The organism is Streptomyces sp. NPDC042259, assembly GCF_055582085.1.
Genome location: NZ_JBVJDW010000015.1, coordinates 25,803 through 51,872 on the forward strand (window position 1 = coordinate 25,803; position 26,070 = coordinate 51,872).

30 protein-coding genes are annotated in these 26,070 nt (G+C 69.7%); 5 read left to right on the top strand and 25 right to left on the bottom strand.

Translation table 11 applies throughout. The features are described 5' to 3' along the window. Positions 1-115 precede the first annotated feature (115 nt). Together coaA and ACZ6MA_RS30170 are read left to right on the top strand one after the other, a co-directional pair. Positions 116-1,108, top strand: coding sequence for a type I pantothenate kinase (gene coaA, locus ACZ6MA_RS30165; protein WP_469437656.1), 993 nt, complete (start codon positions 116-118; stop codon positions 1,106-1,108). Positions 1,109-1,277: 169 nt separating this feature from the next. Further along, complete coding sequence (locus ACZ6MA_RS30170) at positions 1,278-2,228, top strand: DUF389 domain-containing protein (RefSeq protein WP_469437658.1); 951 nt, start codon at positions 1,278-1,280, stop codon at positions 2,226-2,228. A 97-nt stretch (positions 2,229-2,325) separates the two neighbouring features. On the opposite strand, the gene glmM is transcribed toward ACZ6MA_RS30170, so the two are convergent. From glmM to ACZ6MA_RS30190, 4 genes are all read right to left on the bottom strand, one after another. Then, positions 2,326-3,684: a phosphoglucosamine mutase gene (gene glmM, locus ACZ6MA_RS30175; RefSeq protein ID WP_469437660.1), complete on the bottom strand. Its 1,359-nt coding sequence runs from the start codon at positions 3,682-3,684 to the stop codon at positions 2,326-2,328. A gap of 179 nt (positions 3,685-3,863) precedes the next feature. Next, positions 3,864-4,376 (bottom strand): 30S ribosomal protein S9, encoded by a 513-nt coding sequence (gene rpsI, locus ACZ6MA_RS30180; RefSeq protein WP_469437662.1) that lies wholly within the window; start codon positions 4,374-4,376, stop codon positions 3,864-3,866. Positions 4,377-4,420: 44 nt separating this feature from the next. Beyond that, a complete protein-coding gene (gene rplM / locus ACZ6MA_RS30185; protein ID WP_469437664.1) occupies positions 4,421-4,867 on the bottom strand; it encodes a 50S ribosomal protein L13 in 447 nt (148 codons plus the stop codon). Positions 4,868-5,267: 400 nt separating this feature from the next. Continuing rightward, a complete protein-coding gene (locus ACZ6MA_RS30190; RefSeq protein WP_469437666.1) occupies positions 5,268-6,887 on the bottom strand; it encodes an ABC-F family ATP-binding cassette domain-containing protein in 1,620 nt (539 codons plus the stop codon). 54 nt (positions 6,888-6,941) lie between these two features. On the opposite strand from ACZ6MA_RS30190, the gene ACZ6MA_RS30195 reads away from it, so the two are divergent. Then, entirely contained in the window at positions 6,942-7,946 is a 1,005-nt protein-coding gene (locus ACZ6MA_RS30195; protein ID WP_469437668.1) for a hypothetical protein, read from the top strand. Between the two features lie 47 nt (positions 7,947-7,993). Here the strand turns inward: ACZ6MA_RS30195 and ACZ6MA_RS30200 are convergent, their stop codons facing one another. Together ACZ6MA_RS30200 and ACZ6MA_RS30205 are read right to left on the bottom strand one after the other, a co-directional pair. After that, positions 7,994-8,794, bottom strand: coding sequence for a hypothetical protein (locus ACZ6MA_RS30200; protein ID WP_469437669.1), 801 nt, complete (start codon positions 8,792-8,794; stop codon positions 7,994-7,996). 149 nt (positions 8,795-8,943) lie between these two features. Then, a complete protein-coding gene (locus tag ACZ6MA_RS30205) occupies positions 8,944-9,705 on the bottom strand; it encodes a hypothetical protein (protein WP_469437671.1) in 762 nt (253 codons plus the stop codon). 225 nt (positions 9,706-9,930) lie between these two features. Between ACZ6MA_RS30205 and ACZ6MA_RS30210 the strand changes: the two genes are divergently transcribed. Together ACZ6MA_RS30210 and ACZ6MA_RS30215 are read left to right on the top strand one after the other, a co-directional pair. Then, on the top strand, positions 9,931-12,099 hold the full coding sequence (locus tag ACZ6MA_RS30210; RefSeq protein ID WP_469437673.1) for a glycosyltransferase family 4 protein: 2,169 nt from the start codon (positions 9,931-9,933) through the stop codon (positions 12,097-12,099). Between the two features lie 151 nt (positions 12,100-12,250). Continuing rightward, positions 12,251-14,365 (top strand): glycosyltransferase family 4 protein, encoded by a 2,115-nt coding sequence (locus ACZ6MA_RS30215; RefSeq protein WP_469437674.1) that lies wholly within the window; start codon positions 12,251-12,253, stop codon positions 14,363-14,365. Positions 14,366-14,454: 89 nt separating this feature from the next. Here the strand turns inward: ACZ6MA_RS30215 and truA are convergent, their stop codons facing one another. The 19 genes from truA to rplX form a co-directional block, all read right to left on the bottom strand. Then, positions 14,455-15,309, bottom strand: coding sequence for a tRNA pseudouridine(38-40) synthase TruA (gene truA, locus ACZ6MA_RS30220; RefSeq protein ID WP_469437676.1), 855 nt, complete (start codon positions 15,307-15,309; stop codon positions 14,455-14,457). An 82-nt stretch (positions 15,310-15,391) separates the two neighbouring features. Next, complete coding sequence (rplQ, locus tag ACZ6MA_RS30225) at positions 15,392-15,856, bottom strand: 50S ribosomal protein L17 (RefSeq protein ID WP_130878998.1); 465 nt, start codon at positions 15,854-15,856, stop codon at positions 15,392-15,394. 169 nt (positions 15,857-16,025) lie between these two features. Further along, complete coding sequence (locus tag ACZ6MA_RS30230) at positions 16,026-17,048, bottom strand: DNA-directed RNA polymerase subunit alpha (protein ID WP_004946635.1); 1,023 nt, start codon at positions 17,046-17,048, stop codon at positions 16,026-16,028. Positions 17,049-17,252: 204 nt separating this feature from the next. Beyond that, positions 17,253-17,657, bottom strand: coding sequence for a 30S ribosomal protein S11 (gene rpsK, locus ACZ6MA_RS30235; protein WP_003948617.1), 405 nt, complete (start codon positions 17,655-17,657; stop codon positions 17,253-17,255). Positions 17,658-17,725: 68 nt separating this feature from the next. Beyond that, positions 17,726-18,106, bottom strand: a complete 381-nt coding sequence (gene rpsM, locus ACZ6MA_RS30240) for a 30S ribosomal protein S13 (protein ID WP_130878997.1) — start codon at positions 18,104-18,106, stop codon at positions 17,726-17,728. Positions 18,107-18,287: 181 nt separating this feature from the next. After that, a complete protein-coding gene (rpmJ, locus tag ACZ6MA_RS30245; RefSeq protein WP_003956441.1) occupies positions 18,288-18,401 on the bottom strand; it encodes a 50S ribosomal protein L36 in 114 nt (37 codons plus the stop codon). 60 nt (positions 18,402-18,461) lie between these two features. Further along, positions 18,462-18,683, bottom strand: coding sequence for a translation initiation factor IF-1 (gene infA / locus ACZ6MA_RS30250; protein WP_003956442.1), 222 nt, complete (start codon positions 18,681-18,683; stop codon positions 18,462-18,464). Between the two features lie 196 nt (positions 18,684-18,879). Continuing rightward, a complete protein-coding gene (map, locus tag ACZ6MA_RS30255; protein WP_469437679.1) occupies positions 18,880-19,716 on the bottom strand; it encodes a type I methionyl aminopeptidase in 837 nt (278 codons plus the stop codon). 221 nt (positions 19,717-19,937) lie between these two features. Beyond that, entirely contained in the window at positions 19,938-20,588 is a 651-nt protein-coding gene (locus tag ACZ6MA_RS30260; protein ID WP_469437680.1) for an adenylate kinase, read from the bottom strand. Continuing rightward, positions 20,588-21,901, bottom strand: a complete 1,314-nt coding sequence (secY, locus tag ACZ6MA_RS30265; protein WP_469437681.1) for a preprotein translocase subunit SecY — start codon at positions 21,899-21,901, stop codon at positions 20,588-20,590. Before secY ends, ACZ6MA_RS30260 begins: the two co-directional genes overlap by 1 nt. Before the next feature lie 203 nt (positions 21,902-22,104). Beyond that, positions 22,105-22,560 (bottom strand): 50S ribosomal protein L15, encoded by a 456-nt coding sequence (gene rplO / locus ACZ6MA_RS30270; RefSeq protein ID WP_130878993.1) that lies wholly within the window; start codon positions 22,558-22,560, stop codon positions 22,105-22,107. A 1-nt stretch (position 22,561) separates the two neighbouring features. Further along, positions 22,562-22,744, bottom strand: coding sequence for a 50S ribosomal protein L30 (rpmD, locus tag ACZ6MA_RS30275; RefSeq protein ID WP_087927574.1), 183 nt, complete (start codon positions 22,742-22,744; stop codon positions 22,562-22,564). Further along, positions 22,744-23,346 carry a 30S ribosomal protein S5 gene (gene rpsE / locus ACZ6MA_RS30280; protein ID WP_116212431.1) on the bottom strand — a complete coding sequence of 201 codons (603 nt, stop codon included), beginning with the start codon at positions 23,344-23,346 and terminating at the stop codon, positions 22,744-22,746. Before rpsE ends, rpmD begins: the two co-directional genes overlap by 1 nt. Before the next feature lie 46 nt (positions 23,347-23,392). After that, positions 23,393-23,776: a 50S ribosomal protein L18 gene (rplR, locus tag ACZ6MA_RS30285; RefSeq protein ID WP_184733900.1), complete on the bottom strand. Its 384-nt coding sequence runs from the start codon at positions 23,774-23,776 to the stop codon at positions 23,393-23,395. A gap of 3 nt (positions 23,777-23,779) precedes the next feature. Beyond that, positions 23,780-24,319 (bottom strand): 50S ribosomal protein L6, encoded by a 540-nt coding sequence (gene rplF / locus ACZ6MA_RS30290; protein WP_130878991.1) that lies wholly within the window; start codon positions 24,317-24,319, stop codon positions 23,780-23,782. A gap of 21 nt (positions 24,320-24,340) precedes the next feature. Continuing rightward, the gene (gene rpsH / locus ACZ6MA_RS30295) at positions 24,341-24,739 is read right to left on the bottom strand and encodes a 30S ribosomal protein S8 (protein WP_087927570.1); all 399 of its coding nucleotides are present in this window, start codon (positions 24,737-24,739) and stop codon (positions 24,341-24,343) included. Between the two features lie 256 nt (positions 24,740-24,995). After that, entirely contained in the window at positions 24,996-25,181 is a 186-nt protein-coding gene (locus tag ACZ6MA_RS30300; RefSeq protein ID WP_030368403.1) for a type Z 30S ribosomal protein S14, read from the bottom strand. Between the two features lie 5 nt (positions 25,182-25,186). Continuing rightward, positions 25,187-25,747, bottom strand: coding sequence for a 50S ribosomal protein L5 (rplE, locus tag ACZ6MA_RS30305; protein WP_130878990.1), 561 nt, complete (start codon positions 25,745-25,747; stop codon positions 25,187-25,189). Continuing rightward, positions 25,747-26,070: a 50S ribosomal protein L24 gene (gene rplX, locus ACZ6MA_RS30310; protein ID WP_130878989.1), complete on the bottom strand. Its 324-nt coding sequence runs from the start codon at positions 26,068-26,070 to the stop codon at positions 25,747-25,749. The genes rplE and rplX overlap by 1 nt, the downstream gene beginning before the upstream one ends.

Genomic DNA, 26,070 nt, shown 5'->3' on the forward strand with positions numbered 1-26,070 from the left:
CCCCACAAAGACCACCCGAATCGCACACCCACCTCCGCCGGTGAGGTAACCGCCGGTACGCCCTCCAAGGAGCCCCCGAAGTGAGCCCCGCCCGCCACCCGCGCAGAATGGGCCCGTGCCGACCACCACAGAGCAGCCGCAGCAACGACGCCGCGCCGACTCCTCCCCGTACGTGGATCTGACCCGTGCGGAGTGGAGCGCCCTGCGCGAGAACACCCCGCTGCCGCTGACCGCCGAGGAGGTCGAGCGGCTGCGCGGGCTCGGCGACGTCATCGACCTGGACGAGGTCCGGGACGTCTACCTCCCGCTCTCCCGGCTGCTCAACCTCTACGTCGGCGCGACCAGCGAACTGCGCGGCGCCCTGAACACCTTCCTGGGCGACGTCGGGGGCGGCCACGGCTCACAGCCCGGGACGCCCTTCGTCATAGGCGTCGCGGGCAGCGTCGCGGTCGGCAAGTCGACGACCGCCCGTCTGCTCCAGGCGCTGCTGGCCCGCTGGCCCGAGCACCCGCGCGTCGAGCTGGTCACCACGGACGGCTTCCTGCTGCCCAACGCCGAGTTGCAGCGGCGCGGCCTGATGTCACGCAAGGGCTTCCCCGAGTCCTACGACCGGCGCGCCCTGACCCGCTTCGTCGCGGACGTGAAGGCCGGCAAGGCGGAGGTGTCCGCCCCGGTCTACTCCCACCTGATCTACGACATCGTGCCCGAAGAGCGGCTGACCGTGCACCGCCCGGACATCCTGATCATCGAGGGCCTCAACGTCCTCCAGCCCGCACTGCCCGGCAGCGACGGCCGCACCCGCGTCGGTCTGGCCGACTTCTTCGACTTCAGCGTCTACGTCGACGCGCGGGCCGACGACATCGAGCGCTGGTACTACGAGCGCTTCAGGAAGCTGCGCGCGACGGCGTTCCAGGACCCCGAATCCTATTTCCGCAGGTACACCCAGGTCTCCGAGGAGGAGGCGCTGGACTACGCCCGGCGGAACTGGCGCACCATCAACAAGCCCAACCTGCTGGAGAACGTGGCCCCCACCCGGGGCCGGTCGAACCTGATCCTGCGCAAGGGCCCCGACCACAAGGTGCAGCGGCTGTCGCTGCGCAAGCTCTAGGCCGCGTCCGGCCGGTCCTGCCGCCGGCATGGCTCGCACATGACCGGCCGGAGACGGCCCAGAGTCTGGCACACCCGCAATCGCCGGGCGGGCCTGATTAGGCTGGGCCCAGCCGTTCACAGCCCCGGGGCCCGGGGTGGCCCGGCAGGCCCGACCCCGAGGAATCCCCATGCTGCACCTGCGGATGATCACCCCGCCCGACCGCACCGACGAGATCGTGGGACTGCTGGAGCGGACCATCGGCGTCACCCACGTGGCCGTACTCGCCAGGGCGGCCCGTCACCCCAAGGGCGACATCGTGCTGTGCGACGTGGCCCGCGAGGCGGCCGACGGGCTGCTGGCCCGGCTGCGGGCGACCGGGCTGCCGGACGTCGGCTCGATCTCCGTCGACGACGTGGGGCTGATGCTCTCCCGGCGCGCGGAGGAGGCCGAGGAGGCGGCACCGGGGGACGGCGCGGACGCGGTGGTCTGGGAGTCGCTGGTCGAGGAGACGCACGAGGAGTCGACGCTCAGCGTCACCTTCCTGGCGTTCCTGACCGTCGCGACGATGCTCGCCGCCTGCGGCGTGATCATGGACAGCGCGATCCTGATCGTGGGCGCGATGGCGGTCGGCCCGGAGTTCGGCCCGCTGGCCGGGCTGTGCACGGCGATCGTCCGCCGGGCGCCGCGCCTGGCCTGGCGCTCGGTGCTGGCGCTGCTGGTGGGCTTCCCCGTGGCGATGGCGCTGACCGGCGGCTTCAGTGTGCTGATGGACTGGGTGGGGCTCTTCCACGAGGCGAAGTTCCTCGCGGACCGCCCGCAGACGTCGTTCATCTGGCAGCCGGACGCCTTCTCGTTCGTGGTGGCGTTCCTGGCCGGCATCGCCGGGATCCTGTCGCTGACCTCCGCGAAGTCGGGGGCGCTCATCGGAGTGGCGATCTCGGTGACGACCGTGCCCGCGGCGGCCAACGCCGCCGTCGCCCTCTCCTACGGCGACTGGTCGGAGACCCGCGGCTCGGCGGTGCAGCTGGCGCTGAACCTCCTGGGGATCATCGCGGCCGGGACGCTGACGCTGGTCGCCCAGAAGGCGTTCTGGTCGGCGCAGCGGCGTCGCGCCGCCGCGCGCTCCGCGACGGGGTGACCCTTGGCGGCGCGGTGTCCTCAAGCGCCGGACGGGCTGCATTCGCAGCCCGTCCGGCGCTTGAGGACGCGCCCTGGCCCAGAGCCCTGGCCCGGACCTAGCCCAGAGCCGACTTGACCACGTCGGCCAGCCGCTGGGCCACCGTCCGTGCCTGCTCGATGTCCGCGGCCTCGACCATGACCCGCACCAGCGGCTCCGTGCCGGAGGAACGCAGCAGCACCCGGCCCGTGGCACCCAGCTCACGCTCGGCGTCGTTGACGGCGGCGGCCAGCTCGGGCGAGGAACCGACCCGGGCCTTGTCGACGTCGCGCACGTTGATCAGGATCTGCGGCAGTCGCTCCATGACCCCGGCCAGCTCCGCGAGCGAGCGCCCCGTGGCGGCGACCCGGGCGGCCAGCATCAGGCCGGTCAGGGTGCCGTCACCGGTGGTGGCGTGGTCGAGGACGATGACGTGGCCGGACTGCTCGCCGCCGAGGGCGAAGCCGTTCGCCTTCATCTCCTCCAGGACGTACCGGTCGCCGACCGAGGTCTGCACGAGGTCGACGCCCTCGCGCTCCATGGCCAGCTTGAAGCCCAGGTTCGACATGACGGTGGCGACCACGGTGTTCTTCCGCAGCGTGCCGGCCTCGCGCATGGCGAGGGCGAGCACGGCGAGGATCTGGTCGCCGTCGACCTCCGCGCCGGCCGCGTCGACCGCGAGACAGCGGTCGGCGTCACCGTCGTGCGCCACACCCAGGTCCGCGCCGTGCTCGACGACGGCCGCGCGCAGCTTGTCCAGGTGCGTGGAGCCGCACTCGTGGTTGATGTTGAGGCCGTCGGGGTCGGTACCGATGGTGATCACCTCGGCGCCGGCGCGCGCGAAGGCCTCGGGGGAGACGCGGGAGGCGGCACCGTGGGCGCCGTCGATGACGACCTTGAGGCCGTCCATGCGGTTGGGCAGCACACCGATCAGGTGCGCGACGTAGTTGTCGAAGCCCTGGTCGTACTCGCGGACGCGGCCGACGCCGGCACCGGTGGGGCGGTCCCAGGGCTCGCCGGAGGCGTGCGCGCGGTAGGTCCGCTCGATGCGGTCCTCCAGCTCGTCGGCGAGCTTGTGGCCGCCGCGGGCGAAGAACTTGATGCCGTTGTCGGGCATGGCGTTGTGGCTGGCGGAGAGCATCACGCCGAGGTCGGCGCCGAGCGCGCCGGTCAGATAGGCGACGGCCGGCGTGGGCAGCACGCCCACCCGCAGGACGTCGACGCCCGCGCTGGCGAGCCCGGCCACCACGGCGGCCTCCAGGAACTCCCCGGACGCGCGCGGATCACGGCCGACCACGGCCACCGGCCGATGGCCCTCGAACGTGCCCGCCTCGGCGAGCACATGCGCCGCCGCGACCGACAGGCCGAGCGCCAGCTCCGCCGTCAGGTCGGCGTTGGCGACACCGCGCACACCGTCCGTACCGAAGAGTCGTCCCACTGGTGTCCTCCGTAAAAACGCGGGTGGGGGGAGGGGGTGTCGCCCCCGCAGATGAGGTGTCGGATCCGGGACCGGGGCATTGCGTCCAGGTATACGCCCCGTGCCGCCGATAGCCGAACGCCCCGGCGGCACGGATCGTGCCGCCGGGGCGTTCGAGCAGAAGCAGCGAAGCCGCTTGTTTAGCGCTTGCTGTACTGCGGAGCCTTGCGGGCCTTCTTGAGACCGGCCTTCTTGCGCTCGACCGCACGGTCGTCACGCGAGAGGAAGCCGGCCTTCTTGAGCGCGGCGCGGTTGTTGTCCACGTCCGCCTCGTTCAGCGCACGGGCCACACCGAGGCGCAGGGCGCCGGCCTGGCCGGACACGCCGCCACCCGAGATGCGGGCGATGACGTCGTAGCGGTCGTCGAGCTCGAGCACCTTGAAGGGCTCGTTGACTTCCTGCTGGTGCACCTTGTTGGGGAAGTAGTCCTCAAGGGTGCGACCGTTGATCTTCCACTTGCCGGTGCCCGGGACGATCCGGACGCGGGCGATGGCGTTCTTGCGACGGCCCAGGCCGGCGGCCGGCTGCGGGTCGCCGAAGCGGGACGCGAGGGACTCGCTGGTGTACTCGGTCTCCTCGGACTCGAAGGTCGCGTCGCCCGCGAACTCCTCGGTGATGTCCTCGATGGGCGTCTCGGCGGTGGTCTCAGCCACGATTCTCCTCAGATGCTTTCTGTCTGGTGCGGCGGTGGCCGGGACTAGCCCTGCTTGACCTGGGTGATCTCGAACGGAACCGGCTGCTGCGCGGCGTGCGGGTGCTCGCTGCCCGAGTACACCTTCAGCTTCGAGAGCATCTGACGGCCGAGGGAGTTCTTGGGAACCATGCCCTTGATGGCCTTCTCGACGGCCTTCTCGGGGTTCTTGTCGAGCAGCTCGTCGTAACGAACCGAACGCAGACCGCCCGGGAAACCGGAGTGGCGGTAGGCCATCTTCTGGGTCTTCTTGTTGCCGGACAGGTGAACCTTGTCGGCGTTGATGATGATGACGAAGTCACCCATGTCCATGTGCGGCGCGTACACGGGCTTGTGCTTGCCGCGGAGGAGGTTGGCGGCCTGAGCGGCCAGACGACCCAGGACAACGTCCTGCGCGTCAATGATGTGCCACTGGCGCTGGACATCGCCGGGCTTGGGGCTGAACGTACGCACGGTCGTAGCCTTCGCTTCGTGTGTGAGTGGGTCCTGACAAGGCCACCCGGACGATCACGACAGCCTTGGCCGCACCCGGGGACGCAACCCGAGTACCTGCCGCTGGTCATCGGCCCGGTGGACAAGCGTAAGGGCCCCTCGCGTGAGAACGACCAAGCCAATACGCATAACGAACTGGCAGACTACCGTCCGGCCCCCATCCGGGTCAAAACGTGGCGCCTGCGGCTTGCGGTATGCGGTGCCCGCACGCTAAGCGCCGACCGTTGGATCTTCGACTGCGGGCCGTCGTGCCGCCTGCGGCGGCGGGCGCCCTGCGGGCGCGTCCTCAATCGCCGGACGGGCTTGATGTGGCCGACCTTGGCCAGAACCAGCCCGTCCGGCGATTGAGGACAAGGCACAGTCAACGCTTGCGTGCCACGCGGCCCTCGTCCCAGACCGGCTCGGAGACCTCGCGGACGACGCCGTCCGCTCCGAAGACCAGGAAGCGGTCGAAGGAGCGGGCGAACCAGCGGTCGTGTGTGACGGAGAGCACCGTGCCCTCGTAGGACTCCAGGCCCTCCTGGAGGGCCTCCGCGCTCTCCAGGTCGAGGTTGTCGGTCGGCTCGTCGAGCAGCAGGGCCGTGGTGCCGGACAGCTCCAGCAGCAGGATCTGGAAGCGGGCCTGCTGGCCGCCGGAGAGGCGCTCGAAGAGCTGGTCGCCCTGCTTCTCCAGCTCGTAGCGGCGCAGCACCGACATCGCGGCGCCGCGGTCCTTGGCGTTCTCCGTCCACAGGATGTCGACGAGTGTGCGGCCGAGCAGCTCGGGGTGGGCGTGAGTCTGGGCGAAGTGGCCGGCCACCACGCGGGCGCCCAGCTTCCAGGTGCCGGTGTGCTGCACGTGCTCCCCGGCCAGGAGCCGCAGGAAGTGGGACTTGCCGGAGCCGTTGGAACCGAGGACCGCGACCCGCTCGCCGTAGAAGACCTCCAGGTCGAACGGTTTCATCAGGCCGGTCAGCTCCAGCTGCTCGCAGGTCACCGCGCGCACGCCGGTACGGCCGCCGCGCAGCCGCATCCGGATGTCCTGCTCGCGCGGCGGCTCCGGCGGGGGCCCCGCCTCCTCGAACTTGCGCAGCCGGGTCTGCGCGGCGGCGTAGCGGGAGGCCAGCTCATGGCTGATGGAGGCGGCCTGGCGGAGGCTGAGCACCAGCTTCTTCAGTTGGGCATGCTTCTCGTCCCAGCGGCGGCGCAGTTCCTCGAAGCGCGCGAAGCGCTCCTTGCGGGCCTCGTGGTACGTCCCGAATCCGCCGCCGTGGACCCATACGTCCGACCCGGCCGGGCCCGGCTCGACGCTGATGATCTTCTCGGCGGAGCGGGCCAGCAGCTCCCGGTCGTGGCTGACGAAGAGCACGGTCTTCTTCGTCTCGCGCAGCTTCTCCTCCAGCCACCGCTTGCCGGGCACGTCCAGATAGTTGTCCGGCTCGTCCAGCAGCAGCACCTCGTCGCTGCCGCGCAGCAGCGACTCCAGGACCAGCCGCTTCTGCTCGCCGCCGGAGAGGGTGCGCACCTGGCGCCACTGCGCCTGCTCGTAGGGGACGCCGAGGGCGGCCATGGTGCACATGTCCCAGGTGGTCTCGGCCTCGTAGCCCCGCACCTCGGCCCAGTCGGAGAGGGCCTGGGCGTAGGCCATCTGCGCGGCCTCGTCGTCGCGCGTCATGATCGCGTGCTCGGCCTCGTCGACGGCCGCGGCGGCCTGTCGGATGCTCGGTCCGGCCACGGAGACCAGCAGGTCACGGACGGTCCGCTCGTCCCGCACCGACCCCACGAACTGCGGCATCACGCCCAGCCCGCCGGTGACCGACACGGATCCGCCGTGCGGCTGCAGCTCGCCCGCGATCAGCCGCAGCAGTGTGGTCTTGCCCGCGCCGTTCGCCCCGACGAGGGCGACCGCGGCGCCTTCCCCGACCCGGAACGACACATCGCCGAGCAGCACCCTGCCGTCCGGAAGGTAGTACTCCAGATGTCCCGCTTCCACGTGTCCCATGCCCGAATTCTCGCCGCTCCCGGGGCGGTGACCAACCGGTTTACGATGCACGCCATGAGCTTTGGGCAGGGAGGGCCGCACGAGGCCCCCGGGGGATCTCAGCCGCCGACCCCTGGATGGGGTCCGCCGCCGCCGAACTTCACCCCGGAACCGCAAGGGCCACCGGGCGGGCCGTTGCCGCCGGGCGGGCAGATACCCGGCCCGTACGGCGGGCCGCCCCCGCACGCGGACGCGCCGACGCCGGACTGGGCGGCGCTCGCCGCCACCACGGAGGCCCGCGGGCGCCGCCGCAAGTGGCTGCTGGCCGGCGGCGGTGTGCTGGCCGCCGGCGCGGTGGCCGGGATCGTGGCGATGGCCGTGGCTAGTTCCGGCAAGCAGGACAAGAAGCTGCCGGCCGCCGAGAAGCTGCCCAGCGCCGGCGCCTCGCCGGAGCCGTCGTTCTCCTCCGTCGCGCCACCGCCCCCGCCCAACCCGCGGGAGTTCATCGCCAGCGCCGACAAGGACAAGGCGCCGCTCACCACGAAGTCGCTCTTCCCGCACTCCAAGCCGTCGCTCAACAAGCGCACGTACAAGAAGGTGGCCACCGACACCACCACCGACTGCGCCTCCGCCGCCCAGGGCGGCCTGGGCTCGGTGCTCGGCGACAACGGCTGCCGCAAGGTGCTGCGCGCCACCTACGTCCGGGACGGGGTCGCGGTCACCGTCGGCGTCGCCGTCTTCGACACCAAGGAAGCGGCCGACAAGGCGAAGTCGCAGTCCACCGGCAACATCGCCGCGCTGCCCGACGACGACGGTCCCGCCTTCTGCAAGGGCACCGCCTGCCGGCTGACGGCCAACGCCGAGGGCCGCTACGCCTACTTCACCGTCGCCGGGTACACCAGCGGCAAGGCCGTCGACTCGGACGACACCAAGGCGCGCACCGCCGGGCGGGACGTGTCGGGGTACACCTTCCGGCGCATCATGGCCCGGGCCAACGCCCAGGCCGCGGACTCGGTGAAGTCGCCGTCCCCCAAGTCGACCAAGTCGCCCAGGCCGACCGAGTCGAGCAAGAACGCCTGACATCCGGGCCGGGCCCGGCCGGAGCCGGGCCGGACCCGCTATTCGGCCTATTCGGCGCTGTCCCCCGCCTCGCCGCCCTCCGGCGCCACGAGCGTGGAGGGCGGGGGCGGCGCGGTCGGCATCCGCTCCGCGTTCGCCAGCCTCTCCACCTTCCCGACCTGCGCCTCGACCAGTTCCCGGGGGATTTCCACGCCCTCGGGGTCGGACAGGCTCGTCGCGAAGAACAGGGAGAGATTGCCGCCGGTCCGGACGACGGTGACGAGGCTGGGTGCCTTCTCCGCCGCGTTGGCCAGGCGGTAGGCGACGGCCTCGTCGCCCAGCTTCGGCGGCGCGAGCGTCTGGACCGCCTTGAAGGTCTGCGGCTGGCCCTCCCCGGTCGTCATCGCGAAGCCGTCCGCGCAGGCCGCGGCGGCCAGCCGCAGCTGCTTGAGCGTGGCGGCCGCGCCGTCCCGGTCGTAGGCGGAGACGCGGATCGTGCCCAGCAGGCCGTCGAAGTGCCGGCCGTCGCCCGCCTTGGCGAAGGTGTCGACCACCGAGGCGGCGGGCGCGGGCTGCGGTCTGGAGCCGAGGAGGGCCACCAGCGGCCGGCAGGGCGCGCTGTCCGTCCGGGGCATGCCGTGCCCGGCCGTCCCTATGGAGGCACGCTCGATCTGGAAACCGGGGACCTCCCTCGGCCCCAGCTCGGCGTGTCGGAGCTGATCGGTGCTGAGCACCCGCCCGGCGTCCTGCCGGTCCTTGGCCTCGGTGTCGTCGCCGCGGTCGGCCGGACCCTCGGTGCACCCGGCCGTCATGGCCAGTGCCGTCAGAACCACCGCCGCGGCCACGGAGGCCGCCACCTTCGCTGTCACGTCACCCAGCCTCCCAGCGCCCGCGGGGCCCGCGACGACGCCACGCCCGGTGCTCGATTACCCGCCATGAGACGGTCTCACGCGTGGCGCGCGGCCGGGGGCGGACGGGCGGCGGTGCGCGGCGTCGCGCGGGCGGCGGCCCCCGGGGGTCAGCCCGTCGCCCTGGCGGTCTTCTCCACCTTGGCGACCTGCGCCTTCACCAGATTCGCGTCCATCGTGGCCTTGGCCGGGTCCATCATGTTCGCGGCGAAGACCATCGAGACGTTGGCCCCGCTGCGCACCACGGTGTAGAGGCTCGGCGCGCCGGAGGCCTTGTCCACCGCGCGGTAGGCGATGGCCTCGTCGCCCAGCTTCGGCGCGTCGAGGGGCTCGACCGAGCCGAAGGTCTGCTTGGTGCCCGCGCCCGTGGTCATCTCGAAGCCGTCCGCGCAGTCCCGGACGGCCTTGCCGAGGTTCTGCAGCGTTCTCGCGGCGCCGTCGCCCTCGAACGAGGACACTTCCAGCATGCCCATCCCGCCCATGGCCCCGGCCTTGGAGTCCTGCACGCCGAAGGTGCTGACGGCCCAGGCCGTGGGCGCCGGGTCCGGGGAGGAGCCGAGGAGGGCCGCGAGCGGCTGACACTCGGCGTCCTTCGCCTTGGGGGCCTTGGCGCTGGTGAACTCCTCCCTCGACATCCTGGTGATGGCGTACCCCTTGACCTCCGCCGATTCCAGGACGGCCGAAGCCACCCGCGACGTGCCGAGTGCCTTGGCCCCGGAGCCGGGGCCCTTGGTGGTGGTGCGGTCGTCGCCCAGGACCTTCGCGGGCTTGTCACCGCCGCTCCCGCCGCCGTCCGAACCACCGCACGCGGTCGTCGCCCCCAGCACCGCCACCGCCAGCACGGCCCCCATCAGACGCACCACAGTTCGCATCACAATCCCCAACCCCTTGCGTTCGCGGTGATAAGCGCCGTATATCCCCTATCGGCGCTTGCAGGCCCTTTACCTGGACATCTACAGTTCGTTCACTCGTATCGTTCACTCGTACTAACGCGCGTACTCCACGCGCACCGTACCGAGCGGTAGACCAGTTCCGCAGGGATCGCCAGGGGAAGGGGCCCGCGCGGCGCCCCGGGGGCGGCGTGCTTCCGTACGCTCATGAAGATCGCGTTTCTCATTCACAACGCCTACGGCATCGGCGGCACCATCCGCGCGACCGCCAACCTCGCGGGCGCCCTGGCCGCCCGCCACGACGTCGAGATCGTCTCGGTCTACCGCGGCGGCGACACGCCCCAGCTGCCCGTCAGCGGCAAGGTCAAGCTGACCTCGCTGATCGACATCCGCAAGGACGCGGCCGGCTGCGAGAGCGACAACGAACTCCAGCAGGAGCCGAGCGCCCTGCTGCCGCACCCCGAAAGCTCGGTCAAGGCGTTCACCCGCCTCGCCGACCTGCGCGTCTCCCAGTACCTGGAAGCCACCGACGCCGACGTCGTGATAGCCACCCGGCCCGGGCTGCTGGTCTACCTCACCGAGTGCGCCACCGACCGCGACTTCCTGCGCATCGGCCAGGAGCACCTCATCCACGGCTCCCACGCGCCGGCCGTCCGTGCCGCCCAGGACCGGGCCATCCCCCGCCTCGACGCGCACACCACCGTCTCCGAGGCCGACGCCGCCACCCACCGGGAGCACTTCCCGGACGCCCGCACGCACATCGTGGCGCTGCCCAACGGCGTGCCGTCCACCGCGGTCGAGCCCTCCCCGGGCGATTCCAAGCTGGTCGTCGCCGCCGGGCGGCTCATCCCCGTCAAGCGCTACGACCTGCTCGTCGAGGCCTTCGCCAAGGTGGCCGCCGAGCGCCCCGACTGGACCCTGCGCATCTACGGCCGCGGCCCCGAACGCGCCACCCTCCGCACACGGATCGACGAACTCGGCCTGAACGAGCGCATCCAGCTCATGGGCCCCCACTCCCCCATCGAGACCGAGTGGGCCAAGGGCTCCATCGCCGCCGTCACCTCGGACTACGAATCGTTCGGCATGACGATCGTCGAGGCCATGCACTGCGGTGTGCCCGTCGTCGCCACCGACTGCCCGCACGGCCCCGGCGAGATCATCGACGACGGCACCGACGGCCTCCTCGTCCCCGTCGGCGACGCCGACGGCATCGCCAAGGGCCTCCTCAAGCTCATCGAGGACGACGAACTACGCCGCGCCATGGGCGCCGCCGCCCGCGTCTCCGCCCAGCGGTACGCGCCCGCCCGCATCGCCGAGCGGTTCGAGGAGATCGTCCGCACGCTCCGCCCCGAACTGCTGCCCCCGACGGCTCCGTCCGCGGCCCCGGCGGCCAAGGCCGCCACGACGGCCGGCCCGGTGAGCGGTCTGCGCCGCACCGCCGCCCGGCTCGTCCGCCCGCTGCGCCGCAAGGCCGCGCCCGAGGCCCCCGCCCCCGTCGCCGCGCCCACGCCCGCGCCGCTGAAGCCCCTGCGGCCCAAGGCGGCCGCCCGTGCCACCGCCGACGGCGGTCTCACCGTGCGACTGCCCCGCGCCGGGGTCACCGGCGAGTGGCTGACCCTCGTGGGCCGGCTGCGCGGCACCGACGGCACCGGCGCCGGCGAGCGCGTCGTGCTCCCCCTCGCCCACCCCGGCTACGGCAAGGGCCCCCTGACCGCCGTCCTCGACCGGGCCGGCACCCGGCTCGCCGAGGGCCGCTGGGACTTCCACGTCGAGCGGGCCGACGACGACAAGCGCGCCCGCGTCGGCGCCGCCCTCGTCGAACAGGCCCGGCTGCTGACCCTGCCGCTGAACACCGACGGCGGCCAGGTCTCCGCCTGGGTCCCCTACACCACCGCCGGGGGCTCCCTGACGCTGCGCACCTGGCTGCGCCCGGCCCACGCCGAGCTGGAGCGCATCGAGGTCGGCGAGGACTCCCTCACCGTCACCGCCACCCTCTACGGCGACGCCGCCACCCTCGATGCGGACTCCACGACCCTGGTCGCCGTGTCACCGGAGGACAGCGCGTACGACGTCGAACTCCCCGTCACCGTCCTCGACGGCCGGCGGCTGCGCTGCACCCTCCCCTACGAGCGGCTCCTGACCCGGCGCGGCACCGCCCGCGACGTCTGGCCGCTGCGGCTGCGCCCCGCCCCCGGCGCCCCGCTCGTGCCCGTGGGCCAGCTCGCCGGCGACAGCGTGGACCGCAAGCGCACCGACGTCCACCCGGCCCGCACCCTTACCCACCCCGAGCGCGGCCCGGTCGCCGTCCGACCGGTGTTCGACCCCGAGAACGACCTCACCCTTGACGTACGGGATGTGACGGAAGCCACAATGTAGGCTGCGCAGGCAACCGATATCCCTCCCAACGGTCTTAACCGGCGGATCGGACCGCAGCCACCAAGCGATCCGGTCAAGAGGGGACGACTCGGACACCCAGGCCAGGGGGAAGGACGGACGCGACGCCGCGACGTGTCGCGCACACATCGCCATGAAAATCTCTTTCCTTTTGCAGAACGCCTACGGCATCGGCGGCACCATCCGCTCCACCTTCAACGTCGCCGGGGCGCTCGCCGCCCGGCACGACGTGGAAATCGTGTCCATCCACCGCACCGGTGGCACGCCCAAGCTCCCCCTGCACCACAAGGTCAAGCTGGTCCACCTCGTCGACACCCGGGCCGAGACCGGCGCCGACCGGGACAACCCGCTGCTCCAGCAGGACAGCGCGCACGTCCCGCCCGTCGAGGCCAAGGGCGCCCACTTCAGCGCCCTCACCGACAAGCGCGTCGCCGAGCACCTCGCCCGCACCGACGCCGACGCCGTGATCGCCACCCGGCCCGGCCTGGTGATGTACCTCGCCGAGTTCGGCCAGGACCGCTATCTGCGCATCGGCCAGGAGCACCGGATCTACGGCACCCACGAGCCGAACATCCGCGCCGCCCAGGACCGCGCCATCCCGCACCTCGACGCGCACACCGCCGTCTCCGAGGCCGACGCGACCACCCATCGCGAACGGTTCCCGGACATCAAAACCAAGCTGATCGCCCTGCCCAACGGCGTCCCGGCATCCGAGGTCGAGCCCTCCGACGGCAGCGCCAAACTGGTCGTCGCCGCAGGCCGTCTCATCCCCGTCAAGCGCTACGACCTGCTGGTCAAGGCCTGGGCCACCGTCGCGGCCGCCCACCCCGACTGGCGCCTGCGCATCTACGGCCGCGGCCCCCAACAGGCCAAGCTGCGCCAGCAGATCGACACCCTCGGCCTCAACGAGCACATCACGCTCATGGGCGCCCACTCCCCCATCGAGACCGAGTGGGCCAAGGGCTCCATCGCCGCCGTGACCTCCCGCGAGGAGTCCTTCGGCATGACGATCGTCGAGGCGATGAACTGCGGTGTGCCCGTCGTCGCCACCGACTGCCCGCACGGCCCCGGCGAGATCATCGACGACGGCACCGACGGCCTCCTCGTCCCCGTCGGCGACGCCGACGGCATCGCCAAGGGCCTCCTCAAGCTCATCGAGGACGACGAACTACGCCGCGCCATGGGCGCCGCCGCCCGCGTCTCCGCCGAGCGCTACCACCCCGACTCCATCGCACGCCAGTACGAGGAACTGATCGCGAGCCTGGGCGGCGACACCGCCGCCACCACCGCGAGCGGCCCCACCGCGGACGCGACCCCGTCCGCCCCCGTACCCCTGGCCAAGGTGCTGCGCCGCACCGCCGGGAAAATCATCCGCCCGCTGCGCCGCACGGTGGCCAAGCCCGCCAAGCCCACGGTGAAGGCGGCCCTCAAGGACATCGTCCGCAAGCCGCTGCGCTGCACCGCCTCCTGCCGCGTCGACGCCGACGGCAACATCCACGTCTTCGTCGACCGCAAGGGCCTGACCGGCGACAACCTCTCCCTGACGGTCACCCGCCGCAAGGAGGGCAAGCCCATCAGCGTCCCGCTGACCCGGCCGGCCACCGCGACCGGCCCCTGGACGGCCGTCCTGGACCGCCGCGAACTGCGCCTCGGAGAAGGCCGCTGGGACCTGCACGTCGTCCGGGGCGAGGACGGCGCCCGCCGGCGCGTCGTCTCCCACCTCGCCGAAGGCCGCGGCCTGGTGGAACTGGAGCCCCTGCCCGGCGCCCCGTTCACCTGGTGGATCCCCTACCCGACCGTCGACGGCTTCCTCGCCCTGCGCGCCTGGCACCGCACCCGGCACGCCGAGGCCCGCACGGTACGCCAGAGCGGCGCGGCCCTCCTCGTCGAAGGCACCCTGCACGGCGCGGAGTTCACCGCGGAGAGCACCCCGGTCGTCGTCGGCACCCCGCGCGTCGAGGGCGCCGAGCCGGTCACGGCGGAGGTGATCGTCGTGGACAAGGCGGCCTTCAGCGTCGCCCTGCCCTACGAACGGCTGCGCGCCGCCCGGGCGGTCGGCGAGAACACTGTCTGGGACCTGGCCCTGCGCCTGACCCCGGACGGCGAACCCATCAAGCTCGCACGGCTCGTCGGCGACATCGTCGACCGCAACAAGACGGACCTCTACCCGACCGTCGACGGCGTCCGCCCGTACTTCACGGTCAACAGCGACCTGGCGGTCAACTGCCCGGCCCCTGACGGGTCCTGACACCACCTCAGCGGCATCGGCCGGACGGGCTGCGACAAGAAGCCCGTCCGGCGATCGAGGACCGGGGCCCGGGGCGGAGCCCCGAATCCCTAGCAGCAACCCCCACCAGGCAGCGTCCGCTTATTGCGCGCTTCCCGGTTACGCGCGGCAAGCGCAGAGTCCGCCGGATACCCGACCTCCTCCAGCGTCAGCCCGTGCGGCCGCACCACGTGCACCGCCGAATCCCGCACCCGCGCGGCGAGGACCTTGCCGGGCCACTCCACCGGCCGGTGCCCGTCGCCGACGAACAGCAGCGCGCCCACCAGCGAACGCACCATGTTGTGACAGAAGGCGTCCGCCCGCACGGTCGCGGTCACGACACCGGACGCGTCGCGCTCCCAGCTCAGCTGCTGCAGCGTACGGATGGTCGTCGCACCCTCGCGCTTCTTGCAGAACGCGGCGAAGTCGTGCTCCCCGAGCAGCGCCCGCGAGGCGGCGTTCATCGCCTCGACGTCCAACGGCCAGTCGTGCCACAGGACATGACCGCGCAACAACGGGTCGACGCCGCCGATGTGGTCGACCACCCGGTAGGCGTACCGCCGCCAGATCGCCGAGAACCGCGCGTTGAAACCGGCCGGTGCCTCCGCGACCTTCCACACCCGCACATCGTGCGACAGCCGGCCGGCGAGCCGGCGCAGCAGCTTCTCCTCGTGCTCGGCCCACACCTCGGCCGGCAGATCGACGTGCGCGACCTGGCCGCGCGCGTGCACGCCCGAGTCCGTGCGCCCGGCGACCGTCAGCTCGTAGGTGCGGTCGGAGCGGGTCACCGTCCGGAGCGCGTCCTCGATCTCGCCCTGCACGGTCCGCAGGCCCGACCGCTGCTTGGCCCAGCCGGAGAAGTCCTTGCCGTCGTACGACAGGTCCAGCCGCACCCGGACGAACCCGGGCTCCGCCTCGTCACTCACCAGAGTTCCTCTCAGAAATGCGGGACGGGCCCGCCCCCTGGCAAGAGGGAGCGGACCCGTCCGTACACACGCATCAAATGCGTCAGGCGTCCTTGGACTCCTCGGCCGGAGCCTCGGCAGCGGCCTCGGACTCCTTGACCGCGCGCTTGGTGGCGGCCTCGGCCTCGGCGACGGTCGCCTTCTTGGCGATCTCGCCCTCGACCAGCTCGATCACGGCCATCGGGGCGTTGTCGCCACGACGGTTGCCGATCTTCGTGATACGGGTGTAACCACCCGGACGCTCGGCGAAACGCGGGGCGATCTCGGTGAAGAGCACGTGGACGATGCTCTTGTCCGTGATCGTCTGCAGCACCTGGCGACGGTTGTGGATGTCGCCCTTCTTCGCCTTGGTGATCAGACGCTCGGCGACCGGACGAAGGCGACGGGCCTTGGCCTCGGTGGTGGTGATGCGGCCGTGCTCGAAGAGCGACTTGGCGAGGTTCGCCAGGAGCAGCTTCTCGTGCGCGGCGCTGCCGCCCAGACGGGCACCCTTTGCGGGACGCGGCATGGTGTTTCTCCTTGTTCTCTGCACCGGCCGTATCAGGTACCGGTGTCAGGTCTGGCTGGGCGGTCGCCCACCAGAAGACTTGGTGTGCCGGGGCAGGCGGACCTGCCCCGGCAAAATCCAGCCCGTCCGGCGATTGAGGACAAAGCCTCAGCCTCCGGACGGGGCGGGATCAGTACTGCTCGGTCTCCACGAACCCGGCGTCCGCGTCGTCGTCGGCGCCAAAGGCATCCGCGGCGGCGGTCGGGTCGAATCCGGGCGGGCTGTCCTTGAGGGCCAGGCCCATGCCGGCCAGCTTCGCCTTGACCTCGTCGATCGACTTCGCACCGAAGTTGCGGATGTCGAGCAGGTCGGCCTCGGAGCGGGCGACCAGCTCACCCACGGAGTGGATGCCCTCACGCTTGAGGCAGTTGTACGAGCGGACCGTGAGCTCGAGCTCCTCGATCGGCAGCGCCAGATCGGCGGCGAGGGCGGCGTCCGTGGGGGACGGGCCCATGTCGATGCCCTCGGCGTCGATGTTGAGCTCGCGGGCCAGGCCGAACAGCTCGACCAGGGTCTTACCGGCGGACGCCATGGCGTCACGCGGGCGCATGGCCTGCTTGGTCTCGACGTCGACGATCAGCTTGTCGAAGTCGGTGCGCTGCTCGACTCGGGTCGCCTCGACCTTGTAGGTGACCTTGAGAACCGGCGAGTAGATGGAGTCGACCGGGATACGGCCGATCTCCTGGCCCACCTGCTTGTTCTGGACGGCGGAGACGTAGCCGCGACCGCGCTCGACGGTCAGCTCCATCTCCAGCTTGCCCTTGGCGTTCAGGGTCGCCAGGACCAGGTCGGGGTTGTGCACCTCGACGCCGGCCGGGGGGGCGATGTCGGCAGCGGTGACCAGGCCGGGGCCCTGCTTGCGCAGGTACATCACGACCGGCTCGTCGTGCTCCGAGGAGACGACCAGCTGCTTGATGTTGAGGATGAGGTCGGTGACGTCCTCCTTGACGCCCGGCACGGTGGTGAACTCGTGCAGGACACCGTCGATGCGGATGGACGTGACCGCCGCACCCGGGATCGAGGAGAGGAGCGTACGACGCAGGGAGTTGCCGAGGGTGTAGCCGAAGCCCGGCTCCAGCGGCTCGATCACGAACCGGGAGCGGAACTCGTCGACGACCTCTTCGGTCAGCGAGGGGCGCTGAGCGATCAGCATGCGAGGAATCCTTCAGTCATGGGCACCCACTATTTGATGCCCCGAGGTACTACAAGGGTACGGGCGGTACGGCCCCGAGGAGCCGTACCGCCCGTGTGCCGTGCGAAGCGGCGCGAAGAACCAAGCGGGTCGAGGACCCGTTGGATCAGACGCGGCGGCGCGGGTCACCTCCGCTCACGCGGAGAGACAGCCCGCGCGACCGGGTCAGACGCGGCGGCGCTTCGGGGGACGGCAGCCGTTGTGCGGGGTCGGGGTGACGTCCTGGATGGAGCCAACCTCGAGGCCGGTCGCCTGCAGCGAACGGATGGCGGTCTCACGACCGGAACCCGGACCCTTGACGAAGACGTCGACCTTGCGCATGCCGTGCTCCTGCGCGCGACGGGCAGCCGACTCGGCGGCCATCTGCGCGGCGAACGGAGTGGACTTGCGCGAGCCCTTGAAGCCGACGTGGCCGGCGGAGGCCCAGGAGATCACGTTGCCCGTGGGGTCCGTGATCGAGACGATCGTGTTGTTGAACGTGCTCTTGATGTGGGCGTGCCCGTGAGCGACGTTCTTCTTTTCCTTGCGGCGCACCTTCTTGGCTGCACCCTGACGGCCCTTAGGAGGCATGTCTTACTCCTGTGGAGTGGAGGTGATCGGTCCTACAGCGAAGACCGCTGATGAGCGTCCGCTGAGGACTACTTCTTGCCCGGCTTCTTCTTGCCGGCGATCGCGCGACGCGGGCCCTTACGGGTACGAGCGTTCGTGCTGGTGCGCTGACCGTGGACGGGCAGGCCACGACGGTGGCGCAGACCCTGGTAGCAGCCGATCTCTACCTTGCGGCGGATGTCGGCCTGGATCTCGCGACGGAGGTCACCCTCGGTCTTGAGGTTGGCGTCCACGTACTCGCGGAGCTTGACCAGGTCCTCTTCGGCCAGGTCACGAACGCGCGTGTTGGGGTTGACGCCGGTCGCTTCCAGTGCCTTCTGCGACTGGGTGCGCCCGATGCCGAAGACGTAGGTGAGGGCGACCTCGACGCGCTTGTCGCGCGGGAGGTCAACGCCGGAAAGGCGTGCCATTGATTGGCTCCTGTGTGTCGGAGGTCTTCCGCAGCACCGTTCCCGTAAGAGTTACGAGCCGGGTCCCCGGCCTCCGCCGGGGGTGTCGTCCCCTCGCGTGAGCACGCGGGGGTCGGGTGTCTGCGTATGTACGAAATTCGCTGTGCGTCGCGCGAAGTACTGCGAGGTGCAGGTTTTAGCGTCAGCCCTGGCGCTGCTTGTGGCGCAGGTTGTCGCAGATGACCATGACCCGGCCGTGACGGCGGATCACCTTGCACTTGTCGCAGATCTTCTTGACGCTCGGCTTGACCTTCATGGGATGTGAGGTTCTCCGGGTCAGTGCCGTCACCCCACCGAAGAGGGGCGTCGACAAGATCTACTTGTAGCGGTAGACGATCCGGCCACGCGTCAGGTCGTAGGGAGAGAGCTCCACGACGACCCGGTCATCCGGGAGGATGCGGATGTAGTGCATCCGCATCTTGCCGCTGATGTGCGCGAGGACCTTGTGACCGTTCTGGAGCTCCACCTTGAACATCGCGTTCGGCAGAGACTCGATCACGGTGCCCTCGATCTCGATGGCACCTTGCTTCTTGGCCACGCTTCGCCTTTCGAATCGGCTACCTTGATCGACTCTCCTGTGTCCATACCTATACGGACGCAGGCATGGGGATACACGAGAGCCGACGCATCAGTCTACGTCAGGGCAACCGGAAAGACTAATCCAGGTCCATTGCCCCGCCGCAAAGATCCTTAAGCCGGCGGAGCGGCTCGCTCGGACGTACGGTGGGCCCGGCTCAGGCCAGCGGGTCCGGCGCCGTCTCGATGCCGTACTCCGCGAGCTTCGCCTTGCCGCCGTCGACCGCCGTGAGGACCAGCGGGCCCTGCTCGGTGAGCGCGACGGAGTGCTCCCAGTGCGAGGACCAGGTGCCGTCGTTCGTCAGGACCGTCCACTCGTCCTCCAGGACGTGCGTACGGGCCGTGCCGAGGCTGACCATGGGCTCGATGGCGATGCAGAAGCCGGGGACCAGCTTCGGGCCCTTGCCGCGCTTGCGGGCGACGTAGTTCAGCAGGTGCGGGTCCATGTGCATCTCGCTGCCGATGCCGTGCCCGCCGTAGTCCTCGATGATCCCGTACTTCCCCGAGGCCGGGCGGGGCTGGCGGCGGATGTAGCCCTCGATGGCCCGGGAGATGTCCACCAGGCGGTTGCCGTTGCGCACGGCGGCGATGCCGGCCCACATCGACTCCTCGGTCACCCGGGAGAGCTCCAGCAGCTCCGGGGCGTGCCCGGTGCCCACGAAGGCCGTGAAGGCGGCGTCGCCGTGCCAGCCGTCGATGATGGCGCCGGCGTCGATGGAGATGATGTCGCCGTCCTTGAGGACGGTCTTGGCGTCCGGGATGCCGTGCACGACGACCTCGTTGACCGAGGTGCAGATCGTGGCGGGGAAACCGCCGTAACCCAGGAAGTTCGACTTCGCACCGTGCTCGGCGATCACCTTGCGGGCGACCTCGTCCAGGTCCTTGGTCGTGGCGCCCGGTACGGCCGCCTCCCGGGTGGCGGCGTGGATGGCGGCGACGACCAGCCCCGCCTCGCGCATCTTCGCGATCTGCTCCGGGGTCTTGATCTCGACCATGACGGCTGGCGCCTTTCTCAACGACGGATGGAACGTTCTGCCGGCTCCGCACCGGCCCGGGCCCCGCGGCCTCGCGGCGGGCGCGGAAGCGGGCCCGGATCCCGCTCGGCGAAGCCGTGGCGGCCCGCATGGGCACGGGGTGTGCCCGCCCCAACACCATACGGCCGCGATGCCCGGGCGGGCATCGCGGCCGTATGAGAGTGCTGGTGTGACCGGCGAGGTCAGTCGCGCTCCAGCGCGGCCATGGCCCGCTGGGTGACCTCGGCGACCTTGCCGAGCGCCGAGATCGTCACCACGAGGCCCTGGGCCTTGTAGTAGTCGATGATCGGCTCGGTCTCGCTGTGGTAGACCTCGAGGCGCTTGCGGACGGTGTCCTCGCTGTCGTCCTCGCGCTGGTACAGCTCGCCGCCGCAGGCATCGCAGACGCCCTCGGTCTTCGGCGGGTTGTAGATCGCGTGGAAGACGTGGCTGCTCTCGTTGCGGCAGATGCGACGTCCGGCGATCCGCTTGACGACCTCGTCCTCCGGGACCTCCAGGTCCAGAACGGCGTCGAGCCCCAGCCCGTCGCCCTTCAGGATCCCGTCCAGCGCCTCGGCCTGGGCCAGGTTGCGCGGGAAGCCGTCCAGCAGGAAGCCGTGGGCGGCGTCGGGCTGCTGCATGCGGTCCCTGGCCATACCGATGGTGACCTCGTCCGGCACGAGCTGACCGGCGCGCATGTACTCCTGGGCCTTCTGCCCGAGCGGTGTGCCCTGGCTGATGTTCGCCCGGAAGAGGTCGCCCGTCGAGATGTGCGGGATCGCGAGGTTCTTGGCAAGGTACGCGGCCTGCGTTCCCTTGCCGGCGCCGGGCGGCCCGACGAGGACGATTCGCATCAGCGGAGGAACCCTTCGTAATTGCGCTGCTGAAGCTGGCTCTCGATCTGCTTCACAGTCTCCAGGCCAACACCGACGATGATCAGGATGCTGGTTCCACCGAACGGGAAGTTCTGGTCCGCGTTAAGTGTGACCAGAGCCACGGTCGGCACGAGGGCGATCAGGCCCAGGTAGAGAGAGCCGGGCCACGTGATGCGATTCAGCACGTAGCTCAGGTACTCCGCGGTGGGACGTCCCGCCCGGATACCCGGGATGAAGCCACCATACTTCTTCATATTGTCGGCAACTTCTTCGGGGTTGAAGGAGATGGCGACATAGAAGAAGGCGAAGAACACGATCAGCAGGAAGTACGTGGCCATGTAGATCGGGTGGTCACCCTTGACCAGGTTGGCCTGGACCCAGTTCGCCCAGCCCGCCTTGGAGTTGGTGAACTGCACCAGCAGGGCCGGGATGTAGAGCAGCGACGAGGCGAAGATGACCGGAATCACGCCCGCCTGGTTGACCTTGAGCGGGATGTAGGTGGACGTACCGCCGTAGGAACGGCGGCCGATCATGCGCTTGGCGTACTGCACGGGGATCCTGCGCTGGGCCTGCTCGACGAAGACCACGAGGCCGACCATCGCCAGACCACAGAGGATGACCAGGCCGAACTCCAGCCAGCCGCCCATCAGCTTGCCCTGCATCTTGATCGCCCAGAGGGCGCCCGGGAAGCCGGCGGCGATGGACGTGAACATCAGGATGGACATGCCGTTGCCGATGCCGCGGTCGGTGATCAGCTCACCGAGCCACATGATCAGCGCGGTGCCCGCGGTCATGGTGATGACCATGACGGCCGTGGCGAAGATCGACTTGTCCGGCACGATCTGGTTGCCGACGGTGCAGTTGCCGAACAGCGCGCCATTGCTGGCGGTGGCCACCAGGCCGGTGCCCTGCAGGATCGCGAGGGCGACGGTCAGATAACGCGTGTACTGCGTGATCTTGGCCTGGCCGGTCTGGCCCTCCTTCTTGAGGGCTTCCAGACGTGGAATGACGACAGTGAGCAACTGCAGGATGATGCTCGCCGTGATGTACGGCATGATCCCGAGCGCGAAGATCGTGATCTGCAGCAGCGCGCCACCGCTGAACATGTTCACGAGGCCGAAGAGGCCCTGACCGCTCTTGGCCTGGTCCATGCACGTCTGAACGTTCTGGTAGTCGACGCCGGGAACGGGTACGTGCGCCCCGAGCCGGAAGAGCACCATGATGCCCAGCGTGAACAGCAGCTTCTTGCGCAGGTCGGGCGTCTTGAACGCCCGGGCGAACGCGGTGAGCACGGTGCCTCCTGCGCCCCTCACGCAGCCGCGCGAGAGGTGACGGTCTTGAGGATCGACGAATACATATCAGTCAAAATCCGCACGGACTCATGCCGCGCGGACTGTAACAGTTGCACGCCACCTTACCGGCGACCGTGCCCCCCTTGGAACGACCAACCGGGGATGCCCCTTTTGGGACATCCCCGGTGGTCGGATCAACGAGCTCAGACGAGCTCGGTGACGGTGCCGCCAGCGGCGACGATCTTCTCCTGGGCGGAGCCGGAGACGGCGTCAACCGTCACCTGCAGCGCCACGGAGATCTCGCCGGTGCCGAGCACCTTGACGAGCTGGTTCTTACGAACCGCGCCCTTGGCGACCAGATCGGCCACCGTGACCTCGCCACCCTGCGGGTAGAGCGCGGCCAGCTTGTCCAGGTTCACGACCTGGAACTCGACGCGGAACGGGTTCTTGAAGCCCTTGAGCTTCGGCAGACGCATGTGGAGGGGCATCTGCCCGCCCTCGAAGCGCTGCGGAACCTGGTAACGGGCCTTGGTGCCCTTGGTACCACGACCTGCGGTCTTACCCTTGGACGCCTCACCACGACCCACACGGGTCTTGGCGGTCTTGGCGCCCGGGGCGGGCCGGAGGTTGTGGACCTTCAGCGGGTTCTGCTCCGCCATGTCAGTCGACCTCCTCAACCGTCACGAGGTGGCGGACGGTCTGCACCATGCCGCGGATCTCGGGACGGTCCTCCTTGACAACCACGTCGTTCAGGCGCTTGAGCCCGAGCGAACGCAGGGTGTCGCGGTGGTTCTGCTTGCTACCGATGTAGGACTTAACCTGCGTGACCTTGAGGCGAGCCATTACGCACCCGCCCCGGCACGCGCCCGCAGCAGTGCGGCGGGGGCGACGTCTTCCAGCGGCAGGCCACGACGGGCCGCGATCTCCTCGGGGCGCTGAAGGCCCTGAAGCGCGGTCACCGTGGCGTGCACGATGTTGATCGGGTTCGAAGAACCGAGCGACTTCGACAGGATGTCGTGGACGCCGGCGCACTCGAGCACCGCACGCACCGGGCCACCGGCGATAACACCGGTACCGGGGGAAGCAGGCTTGAGCAGGACGACGCCCGCGGCCTTCTCGCCCTGGATCGGGTGCGGGATGGTGCCCTGGATACGCGGGACCTTGAAGAAGTTCTTCTTGGCCTCTTCCACGCCCTTGGCGATGGCCGCGGGAACTTCCTTGGCCTTGCCGTAACCGACACCTACGGTGCCGTCACCGTCGCCCACCACGACCAGCGCGGTGAAGCTGAAGCGGCGACCACCCTTGACAACCTTGGCGACGCGGTTGATCGCGACAACGCGCTCAACGTAGGCGGTCTTCTCGGCGGCAGCGCCACCGTCGCGACCCTTCCGGTCCCGCCGCTCGCCGCCACCGGCACCGCTTCCGCGGCGCTGGGGTCCAGCCATTGGATTTACCTCTCTCTGTTACGTCCGCTAGCTCCGGAACCGGGGCTTAGAACTTCAGCCCGGCTTCGCGGGCGGCGTCCGCCAGAGCGGCAATGCGCCCGGCGTACTGGTTGCCACCGCGGTCGAACACGACGGCCTCGACGCCGGCGGCCTTCGCACGCTCGGCGACAAGCGCGCCGACCTGCTTGGCCAGGGCGCTCTTGTCACCCTCGCCGCCACGGATGGACGTGTCCAGGGTCGACGCCGACGCGAGCGTGTGGCCCGCGATGTCGTCGATGACCTGGGCCACCATGTGGCGGTTCGAGCGCGTCACCACGAGGCGGGGACGCTCGGGCGTGCCGGAAATCCGCTTACGAACGCGGATGTGGCGACGCTTGATGGCGGCACGCTTGTAGGCGTCGCCCTTAGCGATCTTCACACCGTATGCCATGGCTTACTTACCAGCCTTTCCGACCTTGCGGCGGATGACCTCACCCGCATACTTCACGCCCTTGGCCTTGTAAGGGTCAGGCTTGCGAAGCTTGCGGATGTTGGCGGCGACCTCGCCGACCTTCTGCTTGTCGATGCCCTCGACGCTGAGCTTGGTCGGGGACTCCACCTTGAAGGTGATGCCCTCGGGGGCCTCGATCAGGATCGGGTGGCTGTAGCCCAGGGCGAACTCCAGGTTGGAGCCCTTCGCCTGGACGCGGTAACCGACACCGCTGATCTCAAGAGCCTTGCTGTAGCCCTGGGTCACGCCGGTGATCATGTTCGCCACCAGCGTGCGGGACAGGCCGTGCAGGGCCTTGTTCTGACGCTCGTCGTTCGGACGAGTGACGACAAGAGTGCCGTCCTCGGCCTTAGCGATCTCGATGGGCGCGGACACGGCGTGCGCGAGGGAACCCTTGGGGCCCTTCACATGCACCGTACGGCCATCGATGGTGACGTCCACACCAGCGGGAACCTGGATGGGCAGCCGTCCAATTCGCGACATTGGCTATTCCTCCGTTCCCGATTACCAGACGTAGGCGAGGACTTCCCCACCCACGCCCTTCTTGCTGGCCTGCTGGCCGGTCAGGAGACCGTGGGACGTGGAGATGATCGCCACGCCCAGGCCGCCGAGGACCTTCGGCAGGTTGGTGGACTTTGCGTAGACCCGCAGGCCCGGCTTCGAGATGCGCTTGATGCCGGCGATCGAGCGCTCGCGGTTCGGGCCGAACTTCAGCTCGAGGGTCAGGGACTTGCCGACCTCGGCGTCCTCGACCTTCCAGCCGGTGATGTAGCCCTCCTGCTGGAGGATCTCCGCGATGTGCGACTTGATCTTGCTGTGCGGCATCGACACGGAGTCGTGGTATGCCGAGTTCGCGTTTCGCAGACGGGTCAGCATGTCTGCGATCGGATCGGTCATGGTCATGTTTGGCCTTCGGCCTCTCTCGCCGTGGTTTCCTATCTGCGCCATCCCTCTCCCCGATCAGAGTCGGGACGGGTGCGGTGCGGGGACCTACGGCGTAGTAAGCGACTTTAAGCGGGCTTGCGCCCGCGGGCGGTCATGGGCGGCGGGCGCCCAACCCTTCTACTGTACGCGAGCGAAAACGCGACGCGACAAGATCGGGTCGGGCGACCGCCATCCAGGATGCTTACCGAGAGCCCTGGTCACCCCAAGTGGGGTGTTACCAGGAGCTCTTGGTCACGCCCGGCAGCTCGCCACGGTGAGCCATCTCACGAAGGCACACGCGGCACAGGCCGAACTTGCGGTAAACGGAGTGCGGACGGCCGCAGCGCTGGCAGCGGGTGTACGCGCGCACACCGAACTTAGGCTTGCGGGCAGCCTTGGCAATAAGAGACTTCTTCGCCATCTCGCTTACGCCTCCTTGAAGGGGAAGCCGAGGTGACGAAGGAGGGCACGGCCCTCGTCGTCGTTGGTCGCCGTGGTGACCACGGTGATGTCCATACCCCGGACGCGGTCGATCTTGTCCTGGTCGATCTCGTGGAACATGACCTGCTCCGTGAGACCGAAGGTGTAGTTGCCCCGACCGTCGAACTGCTTCGGGGACAGACCACGGAAGTCGCGGATGCGCGGCAGCGCGAGCGACAGCGTACGGTCCAGGAACTCCCACATGCGGTCACCGCGGAGGGTGACGTGGCAGCCGATCGGCTGCCCCTCGCGCAGCTTGAACTGCGCGATCGACTTGCGGGCCTTGGTCACGGCCGGCTTCTGGCCCGTGATCGTGGTGAGGTCGCGAATCGCGCCGTCGATCAGCTTGGAGTCGCGGGCGGCGTCGCCCACACCCATGTTGACCACGATCTTGGTCAGGCCGGGGACCTGCATGACGTTCTCGTACGAGAACTCCTCACGGAGCTTCGCGGAGATCTCGTCGCGGTAGCGCTGCTTGAGACGCGGTGCGTTGGTGGTGGCAGTCATCAGATGTCCTCACCGGTGCGCTTGGCAACGCGGATCTTGTTGCCCTCGTCGTCGAAGCGGTAACCGACACGAGTGACGACCTTCTTGCCGTCCTTCTCCACGACGAGCTGAACGTTGCTCACGTGGATCGGGGCCTCGGTCGTCACGATGCCGCCGGTCTGCGAACCACGAGCGGTCTGGCCGGCCTTGGTGTGCTTCTTGACCCGGTTGACACCCTCGACGAGGACGCGGTTCTCGCGGGGCATGGCCACGATGACCTTGCCCTGCTTGCCCTTGTCCTTACCGGTGATGACCTGAACCAGGTCGCCCTTCTTGATCTTCAT

Excerpts from the sequence above, each read along its gene's own strand:
- ACZ6MA_RS30170 (WP_469437658.1), top strand. The coding sequence starts at position 1,278 with ATGCTGCACCTGCGGATGATCACCCCGCCCGACCGCACCGACGAGATC.
- ACZ6MA_RS30190 (WP_469437666.1), bottom strand. The coding sequence starts at position 6,887 with ATGGGACACGTGGAAGCGGGACATCTGGAGTACTACCTTCCGGACGGC.
- ACZ6MA_RS30195 (WP_469437668.1), top strand. The coding sequence starts at position 6,942 with ATGAGCTTTGGGCAGGGAGGGCCGCACGAGGCCCCCGGGGGATCTCAG.
- ACZ6MA_RS30205 (WP_469437671.1), bottom strand. The coding sequence starts at position 9,705 with ATGCGAACTGTGGTGCGTCTGATGGGGGCCGTGCTGGCGGTGGCGGTG.
- ACZ6MA_RS30210 (WP_469437673.1), top strand. The coding sequence starts at position 9,931 with ATGAAGATCGCGTTTCTCATTCACAACGCCTACGGCATCGGCGGCACC.
- ACZ6MA_RS30215 (WP_469437674.1), top strand. The coding sequence starts at position 12,251 with ATGAAAATCTCTTTCCTTTTGCAGAACGCCTACGGCATCGGCGGCACC.
- rplQ (WP_130878998.1), bottom strand. The coding sequence starts at position 15,856 with ATGCCGCGTCCCGCAAAGGGTGCCCGTCTGGGCGGCAGCGCCGCGCAC.
- ACZ6MA_RS30230 (WP_004946635.1), bottom strand. The coding sequence starts at position 17,048 with ATGCTGATCGCTCAGCGCCCCTCGCTGACCGAAGAGGTCGTCGACGAG.
- rpsK (WP_003948617.1), bottom strand. The coding sequence starts at position 17,657 with ATGCCTCCTAAGGGCCGTCAGGGTGCAGCCAAGAAGGTGCGCCGCAAG.
- rpsM (WP_130878997.1), bottom strand. The coding sequence starts at position 18,106 with ATGGCACGCCTTTCCGGCGTTGACCTCCCGCGCGACAAGCGCGTCGAG.
- rpmJ (WP_003956441.1), bottom strand. The coding sequence starts at position 18,401 with ATGAAGGTCAAGCCGAGCGTCAAGAAGATCTGCGACAAGTGCAAGGTG.
- map (WP_469437679.1), bottom strand. The coding sequence starts at position 19,716 with ATGGTCGAGATCAAGACCCCGGAGCAGATCGCGAAGATGCGCGAGGCG.
- ACZ6MA_RS30260 (WP_469437680.1), bottom strand. The coding sequence starts at position 20,588 with ATGCGAATCGTCCTCGTCGGGCCGCCCGGCGCCGGCAAGGGAACGCAG.
- rplO (WP_130878993.1), bottom strand. The coding sequence starts at position 22,560 with ATGGCGGAGCAGAACCCGCTGAAGGTCCACAACCTCCGGCCCGCCCCG.
- rpmD (WP_087927574.1), bottom strand. The coding sequence starts at position 22,744 with ATGGCTCGCCTCAAGGTCACGCAGGTTAAGTCCTACATCGGTAGCAAG.
- rpsE (WP_116212431.1), bottom strand. The coding sequence starts at position 23,346 with ATGGCTGGACCCCAGCGCCGCGGAAGCGGTGCCGGTGGCGGCGAGCGG.
- rplR (WP_184733900.1), bottom strand. The coding sequence starts at position 23,776 with ATGGCATACGGTGTGAAGATCGCTAAGGGCGACGCCTACAAGCGTGCC.
- rplF (WP_130878991.1), bottom strand. The coding sequence starts at position 24,319 with ATGTCGCGAATTGGACGGCTGCCCATCCAGGTTCCCGCTGGTGTGGAC.
- rpsH (WP_087927570.1), bottom strand. The coding sequence starts at position 24,739 with ATGACCATGACCGATCCGATCGCAGACATGCTGACCCGTCTGCGAAAC.
- ACZ6MA_RS30300 (WP_030368403.1), bottom strand. The coding sequence starts at position 25,181 with ATGGCGAAGAAGTCTCTTATTGCCAAGGCTGCCCGCAAGCCTAAGTTC.
- rplE (WP_130878990.1), bottom strand. The coding sequence starts at position 25,747 with ATGACTGCCACCACCAACGCACCGCGTCTCAAGCAGCGCTACCGCGAC.
- rplX (WP_130878989.1), bottom strand. The coding sequence starts at position 26,070 with ATGAAGATCAAGAAGGGCGACCTGGTTCAGGTCATCACCGGTAAGGAC.